Consider the following 16,225-nt stretch of genomic DNA (forward strand, 5'->3'; position numbering starts at 1 on the left):
GGGCGATGTTTCCGGCGAGTTGGGCCGGTCGGGTGAACCGGGGCGGCGGAGCGGCGTGGCGCCGCCGGGTCACAGGATCGCGAGGGGATTGACGGGGGAGCCGGTGGCCGCGGGCAGCCGGAGGGGGGCGATCACACAGAGAAACGACCAGCGGCCCTCCCGCGCGCAGATCGGCGCGAGATCCTCGAACCGCAGGTAGTCGAGCAGATGCAGTCCCATCGCGTGGATGGCGAGTACATGCACCGGGAACGCGACCCCCCGCACCGCGCTGGGGGCCGTGTCGTTGTTGCCGTCACTGCCCAGGACGGCCACCTCGCGCTCGGCGAGGTACTCCATGGCGGTCGGATGGAGCCCGGCACGAGCGGCGGCCGTGTCCCAGGGGCCCAGTTCCTCGCGGCGCCGGCGGTGTCCGACCCGTACGAGGAGGATGTCGCCCCGGCGGACCCGTATCTCCTGCCGTGCCGCGGCGGCGGCGAGGTCCTCGGCCATCACGTTCGCCCCGGGTTCGAGCCAGGACACGCCATGCAGCCGGGGGATGTCGAGGAGGACCCCGCGTCCCACGATGCCGTCGCGGGCCAGATCGACGGACAGGGCGCTCGCTCCGTCCGGCGACAGCACGTCCGCCGCCGGGATGCCGCCGTGCAGCGTGCCGTCGTAGATGACATGGCACAGCGCGTCGATGTGACTGTCCACATCGCTGTGAATGTTCATCGCGAAGCGGTCCCGCGCGAATTCCAGGCCGCTGGGGCCCGGTCGGCCATCGGCCGGAGCGGTGAGCCGGTGCTCGGCCGGATCGGCGTCGTCAGGTCCGGCACGGGTGTTCACGGGGGCGGCCAGCGACACGGTGCGTCCCGACCGGACCTCGAGAAGGGCCGCCAGCACCTGTTCCTCGGTGATCGTGTCCAGGGCGCCCCGGCTCGTGGCGCCGCCGGGGGATATGCGGCGCAGGCGCCGGTAGAGCGACCGGAATTCGGCCTCGCTCAACCGGAATTCGGCCTCGCTCAACTCGTCGGGCGTCCACATGTCCCCACCATCCGGCAGGTGTCGGATTCCGGCACGCCGAGTTGCCCGGCCCAGGCACCGCCGCGTTAATGGATGAGCGACCTGCCCAGGCCATGGCCTGGTGCACGGCAACGGTACGCGGAGGTCCGGATGGACATGATTCATGTCCGCGCGGTGTGCCCGCCGGACCTCACGGAGCCCACCATGGCCCTGCTGAGTGCCGAGCCGTGCGTCCTGAACCTGCTCCTGCAGCCGGGCCGCGTACGCAACCCCGACGGCGCCGCCATCGAGTGCGACGTGCTGACCGGAGCCGCGAACGAGGTGCTGCGCGGGCTGCGGGACCTGGGACTGGAACACCACGGCTCCATCGTCCTCGAGCCCGTGGACATGGTGTTCTCGGAGCGCGCGGCCAGGACCGGGGCCGAGGAACTCGGGGCCCGGCTGCGCGCGCCGGTGTGGGAACAGGTGGAGGCCCGGATCCGGGCCGAGGGCAGGTACCCCCCGAGCTTCTACCTCTTCCTGGTCATCGCCGGACTCATCGGCGCGGTGGGCATCATCACCAACTCCCAGATCCTCATCGTCGCGGCCATGGTGGTGGGACCCGAGTACGGCGCCATCACCAGCGTCGCCCTCGGGATCGACCACCGTTCCCGGCCGAGAATCCGGCAGGGCCTCATGGCCCTGCTCGTGGGCTTCCTGCTGGCCGTCGTCGCGACCTTCCTCTTCGCCCTGCTCGTCCGGGGTTTCGGGCTGCAGCCGACGGCCTTCGAGCTGGGGCTGCGGCCCGTCTCGAATCTGATCGACACCCCCAACTTCTTCTCGGCCGTGGTGGCGGTGCTGGCCGGGGTCGTCGGCATCGTCTCGCTGGCCGAGGCCCGGACGAGCGCGCTGCTCGGCGTCTTCATCTCGGTGACCACCATTCCGGCGGCGGCCGACATCGGCGTCTCGTGCGCGTTCGCCAGCTGGGCCGAGGCCAGGGGGTCCCTGTTCCAGCTGCTGCTCAACATCGTCGTACTGATCGTGGTCGGGACCGGCACGCTCAAGTGCCAGCGGGCGATCTGGCGGCGGGTGAGCAAACGCCGGCACGAGCGCGAGGTCGGAAGGCCTGCGTGAATACCGCACCGAAGTGCGGCTGCTTCCGTCCGATGATGCAATGGAATTCGGGGTGATGATGAGGGGTGATGGCGAGGGTGATGGCGAGGGGGATGACGCGGGGTGATGACGCGGGGTGATGATGCACAGCTGATGATGCATCGGCAGCCGGGGAACAGTGGGAATTCCGCGACCGATCAGGGGTGAAGCCGTGAGCGATGAATTCGTCGAGATGGGGCCGATCGACTATGTGGTCGTCGAGTTTCCCGGTAACCGAATGACCGGCGAGGGATTTCCTTTGCTGGTCGATCTGGTGGACCGCGGCCTCATCAGGATCCTCGATCTGATGTTCGTCAGAAAGGAGGAGGACGGATCCGTGGTCGGCCTGGAAATCGCCGACCTCACCGGCGACGGAGCGCTGGACCTGGCCGTCTTCGAGGGTGCGTCCTCCGGCCTGCTCGGCCAGGACGACATCGAGGAGGCGAGCACCGCCCTGGAGCCCGGCAGCTCCGCCGGAATCCTGGTCTACGAGAACCTGTGGGCCGCGCCCTTCGCCACCGCCCTGCGACGCGGCGGTGCTCAACTGGTCGCCTCCGGACGGATTCCGGCGCCTGACGTCCTGGCCGCGCTGGACGCGACGGAGGCCGCCCGGCCGACGGCACCGTAGAAGGCTCCGGCACCGGAGAAATTCCGCCACCGTAGAAGTTCCGGCACGGCGGGTGGACAGGCACTCCGGGCGGTCCGGCACGACGCTCTGCGACATCCGCGCCGCGAGGCAGACGGTCCTGGCCCCTGCGGCCGCGGTCCGGGAGTGCGGGAGGCAGCGCGGTGACGGAAGACCAGGTGCTCGTGGGCCTCGGACTGAACGGGGCTTTCTCGGGTGGATGGCACCCCGCGGAATGCCTGACCTGTCAGCGGGCCGGGGGGTGATCGAGGCAGCTCCCAGGCCGATGTGCGACGGCATTCATACGGTGCTCCAATGGAATGGTCGGATGCGCCGAATCGCACATCGGATTCAGGAGCTGTTTAGCTGTTTGTTTCGCATGCCTTCCGCGAGAAGGGAAACCGCCGTGCCAGGTCTCCTCCGCGGGGTCGCCCGCACAGCCGCTGTGGCGGGTACGGCGACCGCCGTGTCGAACCGTGTGTCACGCCGTCAGCAAGGGCGATGGGCCCAGCAGGAGTACCAGGAGGCCCCGCCGCAGCCGGCGCCCGCGGCAGCACCTCCCCCTCCCGCTTCGCCGACCGACGACATGACCAGCAAGATCGATCAGCTGAAGCAACTCGGGGAACTCAAAGCCCAAGGCGTCCTCACCGAGGCCGAATTCGACGAGCAGAAGCGCAGGATCCTCAGCTCCTGACCGCCCCTTGTCGAGGCCCCCGCCCCTTCTCCCGGGCACCTGCTGACGGAACGGTCTGAGGAAGAAGCTCAGTCACCCGTTGCCCCGTCGGTCCGCTCCCGTAGGAAGTCGGCGTGGCCGTTGTGGCGGGCGTACTCCTGGATCATCAACACGTAGACCCAGCGCAGGCTGAGGGGAACTCCGCGAGAGGACATGAAGGTCTCGTCGAGGTCGTGCCCGGCCGCCGCCGCGTCGCACGCTTTGACCTCGATCTGGAACAATCCGAAGTCCCTTTTCGCATCGGCTGCGTGAACTCCGTCGAGTCCCTCATTGCCGTCTGACGGGCCGGTGAAGACATCGCCGATAGCCTCACCTGCGAAGCTTCGCCGGAACCACCATCGCTCTACCTCCGCCATGTGCCGGACCAGGCCAAGAAGGGTGAGGTTCGACGGCTCTACGGCCGTCCGCGCCAATTGGGCCGGCTCAAGCCCGGCGCACTTGGCCAGCAACGTTTCCCGGTGCCAGCTCAGCCAACCCTCCAACATCTGACGCTCAGTTACGGTACCCAGGCCACCTAGCTGCTTGGTGCGCTCGACCTGTGGTGCTGTCCATGTCATGGATCCACCCTGCACCGCCATCTGGGAGGGTTCAAGCAGGCAGAATGGCAGCGCGGCCAGGCCGTCCTCGAATTCCAGCATCCATGCGAAGCTGTTGCTCTCCTTACGACACCGACCACGCACGCGTGCAATGACGCCAACTCTCCCGAACGGAAGTCGCGCCAGTGAGCCGTCCCGCGATACCTGATCTGGCCTGGTGGCGCGGGGACCCGGAACGATGGGAACTTCTGGAGTTCGACGGGCGGCACGCTGAGGATGGGCTGCCCGTCGACGCCCGCTGGGAGGACAGGGAGCAGGTCCTCGAAGCCCTGGTCCGGGAACCTTGCCAGGAAGACGGGAACTTCGCCCGGTTCCTGCTGATCCAGGAGACACAGCGGCATGGGCACTCCTGGGGATTCAGCCACAGCATCGAACTCGCTGCCCTGCGGGTCGCCGAAGAACGCCGTGTCGAGGACGTCTGGCTCCTGTGGGAAGCCATCTGCCGGAGTTTCGACACCTGGTGCGGCCTTCCCCACCACCTGCTGCTCGCCGCGGGGGTGGCCGTCACCACGGAGTACGTCAACGACTCTCACCATCCCCAGCGGGACAACCTTCTGGGTCACCTGGGGAAGATCTCCCAGGTCACAGACGAGGAGGTCGACCGAACGCTGGCCCATCGGCGCCGCTACTACAGCGAGATCGTCGAGGAGCTGAGCGGGGAGTGAGTCGGCTTGGAGACCACCGTGCAGTGGGTACGGACGTCGTGGACCAAGCGGTCCTGAGGTGGGCAGAGCGCCGCGCGCAGGAATGCTGCCCTGGTCGGGCTTCACTATCGCCTACGGACCGGTGACCGCCGACGTGTTCTTGGGAACTCCTGACTTCCTCAACGATGAGCAGGGCCCGGTCCGCTGAGGGTCCTTAGCGGCTGAGGGTACGGCGACGGGTGGTTGCCTTTCTCAGGAAAGCCACGGTGGTCGCCACGAACCGATCCGCGTCGTCGAGCCACGGGAAGTGTGCGGTTCCGGGTTGAACGACCAGCTCGGCATTCGGAAACAACTCGGTGAACTCAGCCATCGCGCGAGGAGGGGCTGCCAGATCGGCCTCCCCGGCGAGCAGCAGCACCGGAGACGTGAACAGTGCGAGTGCCGTCCGGGTGGCATCCGGGTCAAAGGCGCCGTCGGCGACGAAGAGTGTCGCGGCTTCCGTGTTCTTCTGCCCGTCCTCGGCGGCTCGATGGGCTCGGGCCGTCTCGTCCCAGCGGCCGTAGTAGAACGGTGCGATTGCCTGCCAGGAGTCGGGAGTCGCCTTCCCTGCGACGATTGCTTCCAGGGCCGCGAACGCGGCACGGAACCACGGCTCGTCCCGGCGGAGCCTCGCCGTCTCGAGTCGGTCATCGCCGGTGATCGTCACGCCGACAGCCATGACGCTCGGCGTGATCAGCGCGAGCCTACTGACGCGTTCCGGGTGGCGGCTCGCGTACAGCGCCGCCAGACTCGCGCCGGCTGAATGCCCGAGCAGGTCCATCCGGTCGAGGCCGAGGTGCTCGCGCAGGGCTTCCACGTCATCAACGAGCTGGTCGCAGCGGAAAGTGTCGGCGTCCTTCGGCTGTGCAGACTGCCCTGTGCCCCGAAGATCCAGCATGACCAACTGATGGTGCGCGGACAGTCCACCGAGGTCGCCGAGATAGGCGGAGGCCTGCATCGGTCCCCCGGGCAGGCAGACCACGGAGGGGCCGTCCCCGACCAGGTCGTAGGCGAGCTTGGTTCCGTCGTACGACGTGAAGAATTCCATGGCAGGCAGCCTGGGGGTAGCAACAGGCGTCCGCCTATCGTTTAGCCACAGCTACATGATGAGGCGGCACGGATGGCGGTCGAGATCAGATTCACCGCGGCCTCGGTCGCGAAGGTGCGGTTCGCCGTCTCGCCGCTGGGCGAAACGGTGCTGGCACTGCGGATCCTGCTCGGCACGGGCGGGCACGCGGTGCATGAGCCGTGGGTGCGCAGGGCTCGGCCGCTGCTCGCGGGCGAGCACGAGCTACCGCTGCTGCGGACGCTCATCGCCGGGCCACTCCCGTCATTCCTGTTCCCGGTGCCGCAGAAGCGGCTTCCGTCGATGGCGACGGAACTGGACCTGCTGCGGTCCACAGGAGAGTCTTTCTTCCGGCGGGAGTACAGCGCGGTCCTGGGCATACCACGCGAGGAGGCCCCCGAGCCGGCGACGGTGCTGCCGCGGCTCGCGGGAGCACTCCACCGCTGTCACGAGCTGCTGATCGCCCCGCACTGGGGCCGGATGAGCGCGGTGCTGGAGGCCGATGTCGGCAGGCGTGCGCTCACCTTGGTGGACGGTGGAGTACAGGCGCTGTTCGCCGAGCTGCACCGGGATATCGCCTGGGACGGCGGCCAGCTGGTGGTCCACGGCCGGCGCACCCCGCAATCGGTCCGCACGGTGGACGCAGGCGGATACGGCCTGGTCCTGCTGCCCAGCGTCTTCAACTGGCCGAACGTGGGCGTTGACAAGTCCCCGGTCACAGCAGCGTCGATCCGCTATCCAGCCGTGGGCGTCGGCCTGCTGTGGGAGCCACCCCCGCCCACACCGACGGGGCTCGCCCCGGTGCTGGGCCACACGAGGACGGCACTGCTCACAGCACTGGCCGAACCCCTGACGACGACGGCCCTGGCCGGCCGCCTGGGCATCACGCCGAGCGCGGTCTCGCAACACCTGGGAGCGCTGCGCGGGGCGGGCCTGGTGTCGACACAGCGCCAGGGCCGCACAGCGCTACACCTACGCACGGAACGAGCAACCCACTTGTTGGGCACGTCAGCCCTCTGAGGCCGTTCGGCACAGTGCCGAGGTCTCCACGACTCACCTCAGCCAACTCTTCCGGTGACGACGTGCCTCACGTGGCTGACGGATGGGCACCAACCATAACCAGGGAAGATCGTCAGCAACCCTACGCCTGCTCGTCGAACAGCGTCTCCTGCTCGCCCTCGGCGGCCCGCCGTACCCTCTTGTTCCGCGCACCCACCACGGCCAGCGTGGCCGCCGCCGTCACGCCGAATGCTACGGGGACCATCCAGCCGCGGTTCACCGTGTGGCCCAGCAGATGGTCCAGGGACAGTCGGCCGGGGCCCGTCACCGCGAGGCCCGCAGCCGTCAGGCCCAGCGACGCCGCGTACTCGTAGCCGCCGCCGCTCGCGAAGAACCCGTTGGGCAGGTGCACCGCGGCCGCGCCCGCCATCGCACCGGCCGCCGCCGCACCGGCCGCGGGTGTCGCGAGGCCCAGCGCCAGCAGGGCGCCGCCGCCTGCCTCGGACAGCCCCGCCGCGGTCGCGCTCGCCTTCCCGGGGGCGTAGCCCATGGCCTCCATGCCCGCCCCGGTCCCCTCGAGCCCGGCCCCGCCGAACCAGCCGAACAACTTCTGCGCCCCGTGCGCGGCCAACACCCCGCCCGTGCCCAGACGGAGCAACAGCAGTCCCAGATCGCGTCGGTCGTAACAGGTCACGGTGACTCCCGGAAGAGGCGGCAGAGCTGATGATTGCTTCGAACTGCTTCCTCCACCCTCACCGGCCGGGCCGCCTCGCACCCGGCGCGCGCGTCCATCCGGGTGGCGGGTCGGGTGGCGGCCTCCGGGGCGCGGTGCGAGTCTGACCGGCATGACGATTCAGGCAACGAAACTCAGTGACCCGGCCGTCCGGGCCTTCGTCACCGCCGTGAACGCCCACGACCGCGAGGCCTTCCAGGCCGTCCTCGCGCCCGGCGCGACCATGTCGGACGACGGTTCCGACCGCGACCTCGCCGACTGGACCGAGCGGGAGATCTTTTTCTCCCACGGTCACATGGACGTCGACAACGAGTCCCGGGGCGGTCTCGCCCTTATCGCCCACTACAGCAACGACACCTGGGGCGAGATGAAGACGAAGTGGGTCTTCACCGTCGACGGCGACGGCAGGATCTCGCGCTTCGAGACCGGTCAGGCTTGACCCTCAGTCACCTCGGTCACCTCGGTCACGCCTGACCATCAGTCACCTCGGTCACGCCTGACCGTCGCCACCCTCTCGACGTCCTCAGCGACGCCCTACTGCTGGACGAACTGCTGAGGCGCGGTGCGCCGAGCCCCCTGCTCCTTCAACGTGATCCGCCCCGCCTTGATGGTCGCGAGGCGCGGTGCGCGACGGGCGATGGACGAGTCGTGGGTGACCATGATGAAGGTCAGCCCGTACTCGTGCCACAGGCCTTCGAGCAGGCCCATGATGTCGTCGCGGGTGCCCTCGTCGAGGTTGCCGGTGGGCTCGTCGGCGAGCAGCACCTTCGGCTTCTTGACCAGCGCGCGGGCGATCGCGACGCGCTGCTGCTGGCCGCCGGACAGCTCGCTCGGCGCGTGGCCCAGACGGTCGCCGAGGCCGACCGAGGTCAGCGCCTCGGCGGCCCGCTCACGCCGCTCCTTGGGCTTCACACCGAGCGGTACGAGCGCCGTCTCGACGTTCTCCTGCGCGGTCAGCGTCGGGATGAGGTTGAACGACTGGAAGATGATGCCGATCTTCTCGGCGCGCAGCCGGGTCAGCTTGGCCTCGCTGATGGACGCGAGGTCCACGCCGTCCAGCTCGACGCTGCCGGAGGAGGGGCGGTCGAGACCGCCGATCATCTGGAGCAGGGTGGACTTGCCGCCGCCCGTGGGGCCCTGGATGACGAGCTGGTCGCCGTCCTCGATGGTGAGGTCGATGCCACGCAGCGCCTCGACCGTCTCCTTGCCCCGTGTGTAGCGCTTGGTGACGCCGGTGAGCTTGTACATGAGGTTCTCCGAAGTGAAGAAAGTGAAGAAGAAGCAGCAGATGAAGAAGGGGGTGGGGCGCCGCGGCCCGGGGGGAACGGACGCGGCGCCCCAGCTCGGGGGAGGGTTACGAGACGCTGCGCAGCGCGTCCGCCGGGCGCATCCGGGAGGCGCGCCAGCCGCCCATCGCGCCGGCGATCAGACCGCCCGCGATGGCCAGACCCGCCGCGAGCGCGATGGTGGTCACCGAGACCGGCGCGGAGAGCGCGATCTCCAGGGTGTTCGAGGCCGCCTGCTGGCCACGACCGCCGCCGCCGGGACCGCCGCCCATGCCGCCGCCCATCCCGCCACCGCCGCCGGTGGAGCCGAGCTCCGCGGTCAGCTTCGGGCTGATGGCCGTCACCGCGTACGCCGCGCCGAGGCCGATGGCGATGCCGAGCGCGCCGCCGAGCAGACCGTTCACGATGGACTCGCCGACGACCTGCCGGGTGACCTTGCGGGACGGCCAGCCGAGCGCCTTGAGGGTGCCGAACTCACGCACCCGGCGGGACACGGCGGAGGAGGTGAGCAGCGCGGCCACCAGGAACGCGGCCACGAGCACCGCGATGGACAGCCACTTGCCGACGCTGGTCGCCAGGTTGGAGGCGGTCGACAGCGAGCCGGAGACGGTGTCCGCGAGGTCGGCGGAGGTGGTGACCGTCGTACCCGAGATGTTCTTCTGGATGGTCGCCTTGACCGTGTCGATCTGCTTCGAGTCGGTCGCCTTGACGTAGATCGTGGTGACCTTGTTCTTCGAGTCGCCGAGCGTCTGCGCCTGCTTCAGCGGCAGATAGACGTCGGTGGTCGACTCGCTGCTGTCGGGCGTCGCGATGCCGATGATCTTGTACTTGGTGCCGGAGATCGTGACGGTCTTGCCGACCGTGTACTTGTTCTCCTTGGCGTACGACTTGCTGAGCACCGCGACCTTCGCGTCGGTCTGCGAGGTCGTGAACGCCTTGCCTGTGGTGATCTTCGAGGTGGCGAGCGGACCGAGGTCCAGGTCGGTGATGTCGACGCCCGCGACCGAGTACGAGTTCACGTCGAAGGAAGCGCCGCCGCCCCGCACCTGCGGCTGGCCGGTGCTGGTGCCGCCGCCGGGACCGCCCTGGCCGCCCTCCTGCTGGGTGGTCGAGGACTGCGCCTCGCCCTGGGTGAAGGAGCCGTCGACCTTGGTGACGTTCAGGTTCAGCGCGCCCACCGCGCTGGAAACGCCCTTCTGCGAGGCGACCTTGGCGACGAGCGAGGAGGCCAGCGACTGCCCGCCCTGCGTCATCACCCGGTCCGAGCTCTGCGTCTCGCTGTCGTCCGAGGACTGGGCGTCGAAGTCGAACTGAGGTCTGCCCGAGGAGTTGCTCGTGGGCGCCGTCTGGGCCTTCGTCACCGTCATGTCGGTGCCGAGCCCGTACAGCGACTTCAGGACCTTGTCCTGCGCCTGCTGCATGCCGGCCGACACCGAGTTGACGGTGATGACCAGCGCGATACCGAGCGCCAGACCCATGGCGATGACCAGGGCCGCCTTCTTGCGCCGGCTCAGTTCACGCTTGAGATAGATGCCAAACATCCCGTTCCTCAAAGGTTCTTGGCGCCCGCTGTGGGCGCGGCCACAAGCTATGGAGAAACCTTTGAGTCGGCCTGAGTAAGAGATGTGTGAGGCCTGAGAAATCGGGGTCCGGAATCAATATTCCATAAGACAGCTGATTCCTAAGGTCCGGAGGGGCTACTGCCAGGAAACGCCTGTTGGGTGGGCTCTTGGTGAAGAACAGCGGGCCCGCCCGGTGCGTAGCTTCCGGTGGGACGGCGGTCGGGCGTACCGTGCGGGCCCGCACCTTTCTCCCACCCCAAAAGCCGCGCCCGGCCGTGCCCTGCCGGGCTTTGCCGTTCCTTTGGGAGCGCCGTGCCTTTTCTTTATGACCCCGCCGCGCGGCTCCGCGGACCGGCTTTGTACGGTCCCGGAATGCGCGACTCCTCCCCGCTCCCGCCGCATGTCCTTCCGTGTGCCGCTGCGCTGTCCCGTCGTGCCGCGCTCGGCCTCGCCGCCGCGACCGTTCCGTTGAGCGTGGCGGCACCGGCGTCCGCCGCCACCACGATCGGTGGTGAGCGGCTCGGCCGCGCCGGCGTCCAGGTGCGCGGGGCTTCGGGGCTGCCCAAGGGGCTCACCGCCCGTGCCTGGCTCGTCGCCGACCACGAGAGCGGCCAGGTGCTCGCCTCGTACCACGCGCACCGGCGGCTGCCGCCCGCCTCCACGCTGAAGATGCTGTTCGCGGACACGGTGCTGGAGAAGTTCGAGCGGACCGAGCGGTACACGGTGACCGACGCCGACCTCGTCGGGATCCCCGCGGGCTCCAGCCTCGTCGGCGTCAAGGCCGGCATCACGTACACCGTCGCGCAGTTGTGGCTCGGCGTCTTCCTGCGCTCCGGAAACGACGCGGTGCACGTGCTCAGCCGCATGAACGGCGGCGTCGCCGAGACGGTCGCGCAGATGCAGACCAAGGCCGAGGATCTGCAGGCCCTGGACACGAAGGTGGTCAGCCCCGACGGCTTCGACCACAAGGGTCAGGTGTCGTCCGCGTACGACCTGACGCTCTTCGCCCGGCACGGCCTCGCCGACGCCGACTTCCGCTCCTACTGCTCGACGAAGACCGCCGACTTCCCGGCCGGCGGCAAGAAGACCTTCCAGATCCAGAACACCGACCGGCTGCTCACGGGCGCGTGGGGGGTGGAGACGTACGACGGTCTCATCGGCGTGAAGAACGGCTACACCAGCAACGCGGGCAACACCTTCACCGGCGCGGCGACCCGCGGCGGGCGGACCCTCCTTGTCACGGTGCTGCACCCGAAGAGCGGCGGCAGCGGCGTCTACGAGGAGACGGCCGCGCTGCTCGACTGGGGATTCGGGGCGGGGGCGAAGGCCGAGGCGGTGGGCACGCTCGTCGATCCGCTGAGCGAGGGCGGCGCCAGTGCGACGCCGGCGCCCACGCGGAAGGCGGCGAAGGTCGCGGCCGGTGCGCCCGCCTCCGCCGCGGGGGGCCGCTCGTCGTGGGGACTGGTCGGCGGGGCCGCGGGAGCGGTCGCGCTGTTCGCGGGCGGGGCGTTGGCGATGCGTAGGCGGCGGCGGGTGGTCGTGGCGGACGACGAGTCCTCGGAGGGCCGCCACCGGCGCTGACGTGGTGCCGTGCCGGGTGTTACTGGCTGATATTGGGGCAGCCGCCCCGCGATCCGGTGCTTTCCTCGCGGTCCCGCGCGAGGTCCGCCCCCAGCCGGGTCGCGGAACGGCTGCCACCTCCCCCCTCGGTGTGGACCGTGGTCGTACCGAAGCCCTCCACTCCAAGTGTGAAGCTCTTGTGGAGGAGAAATGAGCATAAGCCAGCTATCGGCCCCAACGGTACGGATGTTCAGCTTCCGTTTGTGCAAGTTGAGCCGTTGACGAGGTGCGCGCGGCAGCCTCAGCCGCGCCCCACGTACGGCATCGCCGTCGCCGGTACCGTCGCGAACTGCACATTCGCCCAACCAGGCATAGCGAGAAGCCACCCCGTTTACGGGGTGGAGGAGTCACGGCATTCATGGGCCCGCAGCGGCTCAGCGATTGATCGGCCTCAGTCGTTGACCTTGCTGGGACGGGGCCTCAGTTGATCTCGCCGGGGTAGCGGACGCCGATGCGGTCCCGTATCGCGTCGAGCGTCCGCATCACGGCGAGGCTGCCGTCGAGGGGGACGAGGGTGGACTCGGTCTCGCCGGCGCGCAGGGCGCGCATCACTTCGGCGGCCTCGTGCTTGAGGCTGGTGCGGGGGCCGTCGGCCGGTTCGGCCTTGAACTCCTCGGGGTCGCGGCCGTCGCGGTGCAGGACGAGGCGGTCGGGGAAGAAGAAGCCGTCGGGGAGGTCGATGCGGCCCTCGGAGCCGGTGATGGAGGCGGAGACGGGGGTGCCGCCGTTGATGGAGCAGTGCACCGAAGCGAGAGCGCCGCTCTCCCAGGCGAGCACCGCTCCCGTCTGGAGATCGACGCCCTCGTCGGAGAGCACTGCTCTCGCGGTGATGTCCGAGGGCTCCCCGAGCAACAACTGCGCGAACGACACCGGATAGACGCCGAGATCGAGGAGCGCGCCGCCGGCCTGCGCGGGGTCGCGCAACCGGTGCGACGGAGGAAAGGGTCCGGAAATCCCGAAGTCCGCTTGAATCGTGCGGACTTCACCGATCACGCCGTCGTCGACAAGCCCCTTGAGCCGCCGGATCAGCGGATTGCAGTACATCCACATGGCCTCCATCAGGAAGCGGTCGTGCTCCTTCGCGAGCGCGACCAGTTCCTCGGCCTCGCGCACGTTCAGCGTGAACGCCTTCTCGCACAGCACATGGCGCCCGGCCTCCAGACACATCCCGGTGGCGGCCCGGTGCGCCGAGTGCGGAGTGGCGACGTACACGACATCGACGTCCGCGTCCTCGGCGAGCGACGCCCAGTCCCCGTACGCCTTCGGTATCCCGAACCGCTCCGCGAACGCCTTCGCCGACGCGTCCGTTCGCGAAGCCACGGCCACCACCTCGGCATCCGGCATGTCCACCAGATCCGCCGTGAACGCAGCGGCGATCCCGCCGGTCGCCAGAATCCCCCACCGCACCCGCTCGACCAGCTCGCGCTCGCCCGTCATCCCGGCCCCTCGCTCAGTTCTGTAACCCCGAACACCCCGTTCGAACTGAGAGCATAGGCGGCGGATTACTCGGAGAGGGAGGGGCTCATGCCCGAGCGTGGCCGTACCGCGCGGGACCAGGAAGACCCGGAGGGGCACATATCGAACACGGCGGTCGCCGACACCGACACCGGCATCGCTACGGACACCGGCATCGCTACGGACACCGGCATCGCTACGGACACCGGAATCGCCACCGGTACCGGCACCGCCATCGCCACCGGCACCGATGCGGCAGCCCCCGACCCCGGAACCCTCCGCCGCACCGGTCTCCTCGTCACCCTGATCCTCGGTGGGCTCACGGCCACGCCCCCGCTGGCCATGGACATGTACCTCCCGTCCCTGCCGGAGGTCACCCGCTCGCTGCACGCCCCCGCCGCGACCGTCCAACTCACGCTGACCGCGTGCCTCGCGGGGATGGCGCTCGGCCAACTCGTCATCGGACCGATGAGCGACAAGTGGGGCCGTCGGCCCCCGCTCCTCATCGGCCTCGTCGTCTACATCGTGGCCACCGCGCTGTGCGCCGTCGCCCCGAACGTCGAGTTCCTCGTCGCCTTCCGGCTCGCACAGGGCCTCGCGGGCGCGGCCGGCATCGTGATCGCGCGGGCCGTCGTACGCGACCTCTACGACGGTGTGGAGATGGCCCGCTTCTTCTCCACCCTCATGCTGATCTCCGGCGTCGCCCCGATCGTCGCACCGCTCATCGGCGGCCAGATCCTGCGTGCCACCGACTGGCGGGGCGTGTTCGTCGTCCTCGCCGTGGTCGGCATCGCGCTCACCGTGGTCGTCTGGACGAGGCTCCCCGAGACCCTCGAACCCGGCATGGGGGCGCCCCCTGGTCGAGCGGAGCCGAGAGCTCGGGGGAGGCACAGCGGCGGGGTCGGCGAGGCCCTGCGCTCGATCCGAGGACTGCTCGCCGACCGGGTCTTCACCGGCTACATGCTGACGGGCGGCTTCGTGTTCGCCGCGCTGTTCGCCTACATCTCCGCCTCGCCGTTCGTGATCCAGGAGATCTACGGCGCGTCCCCGCAGACCTTCAGCCTGCTCTTCGGACTCAACTCCGTCGGCCTGATGATCGTCGGTCAGGTCAACGGCAAGTTCCTGGTCGGCCGGGTCAGCCTCGACAAGGTCCTCGACGTCGGCCTCGCGGTCGTCACCCTCGCCGCGACCGCCCTGCTCCTGATGTCCACCGGTGTCTTCGGCGACGTAGGACTCGTGCCGGTCGCCGCCGCCCTGTTCGTGCTGATGTCCGCGATGGGCATCGGCCTGCCCAACACGCAGACGCTGGCCCTGATGCGGGTGCGGCACGCCGCCGGCTCCGCGTCGGCGCTGCTCGGCACCTCCTCCTTCCTCATCGGCGCGATCGCCTCGCCCGTCGTCGGCATCGCCGGGGAGGACACCGCCGTTCCGATGGCCGTCGTGCAACTGGCCGCGGTACTGGTGGCCGCCGCCTGCTTCGTGGGACTGTGCCGTCCCTGGCAGACGGGACGCAGCACATCGGAAGGAAAGGCGGCGGACAGCTGAGCGCACCGAGACTGCGCGTCGGCACACCGGAACGGGCCGGGCTCGACCCCACGGAACTGCGCCGACTCGTACGCGACGTCCAAGCCCTCACGCAGGGGCCGCGCCCCTGGACGGCGGGCGTCGTGCTGGTCGCCGGGCGCGGCCCGGTCATCGCCGTCGAGGAGGCGGCGGGCTGGGCGGTGCGCTACGCGTCGTACGACGAGGAGACCGACACCGGGGTCGAACTGCCGCCCGGGGCGCGCGTGCCCATGAACGTGCACACCCCCTTCGACCTGGCCTCCCTCACCAAACTGTTCACGGCGGTCGCCGCGGTGCAGCAGCTGGAGCGGGGCACGCTCGGCATCGAGGCGCGGGTGGGGGCGTATCTGCCGGAGTTCCGCGCGGCCTCCGCGCACGACATCACCGTACGGCAGCTGCTCACACACACCTCCGGGCTGCGGCCCGAACTCCCGCTGCACGACTGCCCGGACGACGGGGCACGGCTCGCGATGCTGCGTGCCGAGGCACCCACGTCCGAACCGGGCGCATACCTGTACTCGGACCTGAACCCGCTCCTCCTCCAGTGCGTCCTGGAACGCGTCACCGGCCGCACGCTCGACGTCCTCATCCACGACGGGATCACCCGGCCGCTCGGTATGACCGCGACCGGCTTCGGCCCCTGCCCCGGCGCGGCGGCGACGGAGGACCAGCGGCGGCCGTGGGCCAAGGTGGACCGGGGGATGCTGCGGGGGGTCGTGCACGACGAGAACGCGTGGGCGCTCGGCGGGGTGGCCGGGCACGCGGGCCTCTTCTCCACCGCCCACGACCTCGCGATCTTCTGCCGGACGCTGCTCGCGGGCGGCTCCTACGGCCCCGCCCGTATCCTCGGCCCCGATTTCGTCGAACTGATGCTCACCCCGCCCGGCTTCGGCTTCGCCCTCGACCAGCCCTGGTTCATGGGCGACCTCGCCTGTCGTGGCGCCGCCGGTCATACGGGCTTCACGGGTACGTCCCTGGTGCTGGACCCGGCGACGGACACGTTCCTGGTGCTGCTGGCGAACACCGTCCACCCGAGGCGCCGCCCGGCGAACAGCGCCCCACGGGCGGCGGCGGGGACGCGGCTGGCGCGGGCGGTGCGGGGGGCTTGAGGGGGTGCCCCTATGTCTCTCGTCAACCCTCGTCTCCTGCGTGGCGGTTACAAGCAGTTCAC

Annotated in this window: 16 protein-coding genes; 9 read left to right on the forward strand and 7 right to left on the reverse strand. The window is 69.6% G+C overall.

All coding sequences use genetic code 11. The features are described from left to right. Window positions 1-69: 69 nt before the first annotated feature. Complete coding sequence (locus tag ACX28W_RS24250; protein ID WP_459001413.1) at window positions 70-1,023, reverse strand: cyclase family protein; 954 nt, start codon at window positions 1,021-1,023, stop codon at window positions 70-72. A gap of 129 nt (window positions 1,024-1,152) precedes the next feature. Here ACX28W_RS24250 and ACX28W_RS24255 point away from each other — a divergent pair, with 129 nt between their 5' ends. The 3 genes from ACX28W_RS24255 to ACX28W_RS24265 all read left to right on the forward strand — a co-directional run bounded on the left by ACX28W_RS24255 (window position 1,153) and on the right by ACX28W_RS24265 (window position 3,452). Then, window positions 1,153-2,115 carry a DUF389 domain-containing protein gene (locus tag ACX28W_RS24255; RefSeq protein ID WP_459001414.1) on the forward strand — a complete coding sequence of 321 codons (963 nt, stop codon included), beginning with the start codon at window positions 1,153-1,155 and terminating at the stop codon, window positions 2,113-2,115. A 190-nt stretch (window positions 2,116-2,305) separates the two neighbouring features. Next, complete coding sequence (locus ACX28W_RS24260) at window positions 2,306-2,761, forward strand: DUF6325 family protein (RefSeq protein ID WP_459001415.1); 456 nt, start codon at window positions 2,306-2,308, stop codon at window positions 2,759-2,761. A 403-nt stretch (window positions 2,762-3,164) separates the two neighbouring features. Continuing rightward, window positions 3,165-3,452, forward strand: a complete 288-nt coding sequence (locus ACX28W_RS24265) for an SHOCT domain-containing protein (RefSeq protein ID WP_459001417.1) — start codon at window positions 3,165-3,167, stop codon at window positions 3,450-3,452. A gap of 68 nt (window positions 3,453-3,520) precedes the next feature. Here the strand turns inward: ACX28W_RS24265 and ACX28W_RS24270 are convergent, their stop codons facing one another. Then, window positions 3,521-4,048, reverse strand: a complete 528-nt coding sequence (locus ACX28W_RS24270; protein ID WP_459001520.1) for a DinB family protein — start codon at window positions 4,046-4,048, stop codon at window positions 3,521-3,523. A 164-nt stretch (window positions 4,049-4,212) separates the two neighbouring features. On the opposite strand from ACX28W_RS24270, the gene ACX28W_RS24275 reads away from it, so the two are divergent. After that, window positions 4,213-4,752, forward strand: a complete 540-nt coding sequence (locus ACX28W_RS24275) for a hypothetical protein (protein ID WP_459001418.1) — start codon at window positions 4,213-4,215, stop codon at window positions 4,750-4,752. A 193-nt stretch (window positions 4,753-4,945) separates the two neighbouring features. Here ACX28W_RS24275 and ACX28W_RS24280 read toward each other — a convergent pair whose 3' ends face one another. Further along, window positions 4,946-5,818: an alpha/beta fold hydrolase gene (locus ACX28W_RS24280; RefSeq protein ID WP_459001420.1), complete on the reverse strand. Its 873-nt coding sequence runs from the start codon at window positions 5,816-5,818 to the stop codon at window positions 4,946-4,948. Between the two features lie 72 nt (window positions 5,819-5,890). On the opposite strand from ACX28W_RS24280, the gene ACX28W_RS24285 reads away from it, so the two are divergent. Continuing rightward, a complete protein-coding gene (locus tag ACX28W_RS24285; RefSeq protein ID WP_459001422.1) occupies window positions 5,891-6,856 on the forward strand; it encodes an ArsR/SmtB family transcription factor in 966 nt (321 codons plus the stop codon). Window positions 6,857-6,977: 121 nt separating this feature from the next. On the opposite strand, the gene ACX28W_RS24290 is transcribed toward ACX28W_RS24285, so the two are convergent. Beyond that, window positions 6,978-7,529 (reverse strand): DoxX family protein, encoded by a 552-nt coding sequence (locus ACX28W_RS24290; RefSeq protein WP_459001423.1) that lies wholly within the window; start codon window positions 7,527-7,529, stop codon window positions 6,978-6,980. A gap of 151 nt (window positions 7,530-7,680) precedes the next feature. On the opposite strand from ACX28W_RS24290, the gene ACX28W_RS24295 reads away from it, so the two are divergent. Then, the gene (locus ACX28W_RS24295; protein WP_459001425.1) at window positions 7,681-8,007 is read left to right on the forward strand and encodes a nuclear transport factor 2 family protein; all 327 of its coding nucleotides are present in this window, start codon (window positions 7,681-7,683) and stop codon (window positions 8,005-8,007) included. A 95-nt stretch (window positions 8,008-8,102) separates the two neighbouring features. Here ACX28W_RS24295 and ACX28W_RS24300 read toward each other — a convergent pair whose 3' ends face one another. Both ACX28W_RS24300 and ACX28W_RS24305 read right to left on the reverse strand, forming a co-directional pair. Beyond that, complete coding sequence (locus tag ACX28W_RS24300) at window positions 8,103-8,816, reverse strand: ABC transporter ATP-binding protein (RefSeq protein ID WP_459001427.1); 714 nt, start codon at window positions 8,814-8,816, stop codon at window positions 8,103-8,105. A gap of 106 nt (window positions 8,817-8,922) precedes the next feature. Beyond that, entirely contained in the window at window positions 8,923-10,395 is a 1,473-nt protein-coding gene (locus ACX28W_RS24305; protein WP_459001428.1) for an ABC transporter permease, read from the reverse strand. A gap of 393 nt (window positions 10,396-10,788) precedes the next feature. Between ACX28W_RS24305 and ACX28W_RS24310 the strand changes: the two genes are divergently transcribed. Then, window positions 10,789-11,997, forward strand: coding sequence for a D-alanyl-D-alanine carboxypeptidase family protein (locus ACX28W_RS24310; protein WP_459001430.1), 1,209 nt, complete (start codon window positions 10,789-10,791; stop codon window positions 11,995-11,997). 459 nt (window positions 11,998-12,456) lie between these two features. Here ACX28W_RS24310 and ACX28W_RS24315 read toward each other — a convergent pair whose 3' ends face one another. Then, complete coding sequence (locus ACX28W_RS24315) at window positions 12,457-13,473, reverse strand: Gfo/Idh/MocA family protein (RefSeq protein WP_459001431.1); 1,017 nt, start codon at window positions 13,471-13,473, stop codon at window positions 12,457-12,459. 87 nt (window positions 13,474-13,560) lie between these two features. Between ACX28W_RS24315 and ACX28W_RS24320 the strand changes: the two genes are divergently transcribed. Beyond that, window positions 13,561-15,036: a multidrug effflux MFS transporter gene (locus ACX28W_RS24320; RefSeq protein ID WP_459001433.1), complete on the forward strand. Its 1,476-nt coding sequence runs from the start codon at window positions 13,561-13,563 to the stop codon at window positions 15,034-15,036. Then, the gene (locus ACX28W_RS24325; RefSeq protein WP_459001521.1) at window positions 14,988-16,163 is read left to right on the forward strand and encodes a serine hydrolase domain-containing protein; all 1,176 of its coding nucleotides are present in this window, start codon (window positions 14,988-14,990) and stop codon (window positions 16,161-16,163) included. The genes ACX28W_RS24320 and ACX28W_RS24325 overlap by 49 nt, the downstream gene beginning before the upstream one ends. Window positions 16,164-16,225 lie beyond the last annotated feature (62 nt).

The organism is Streptomyces sp. SD15 (assembly GCF_054462255.1).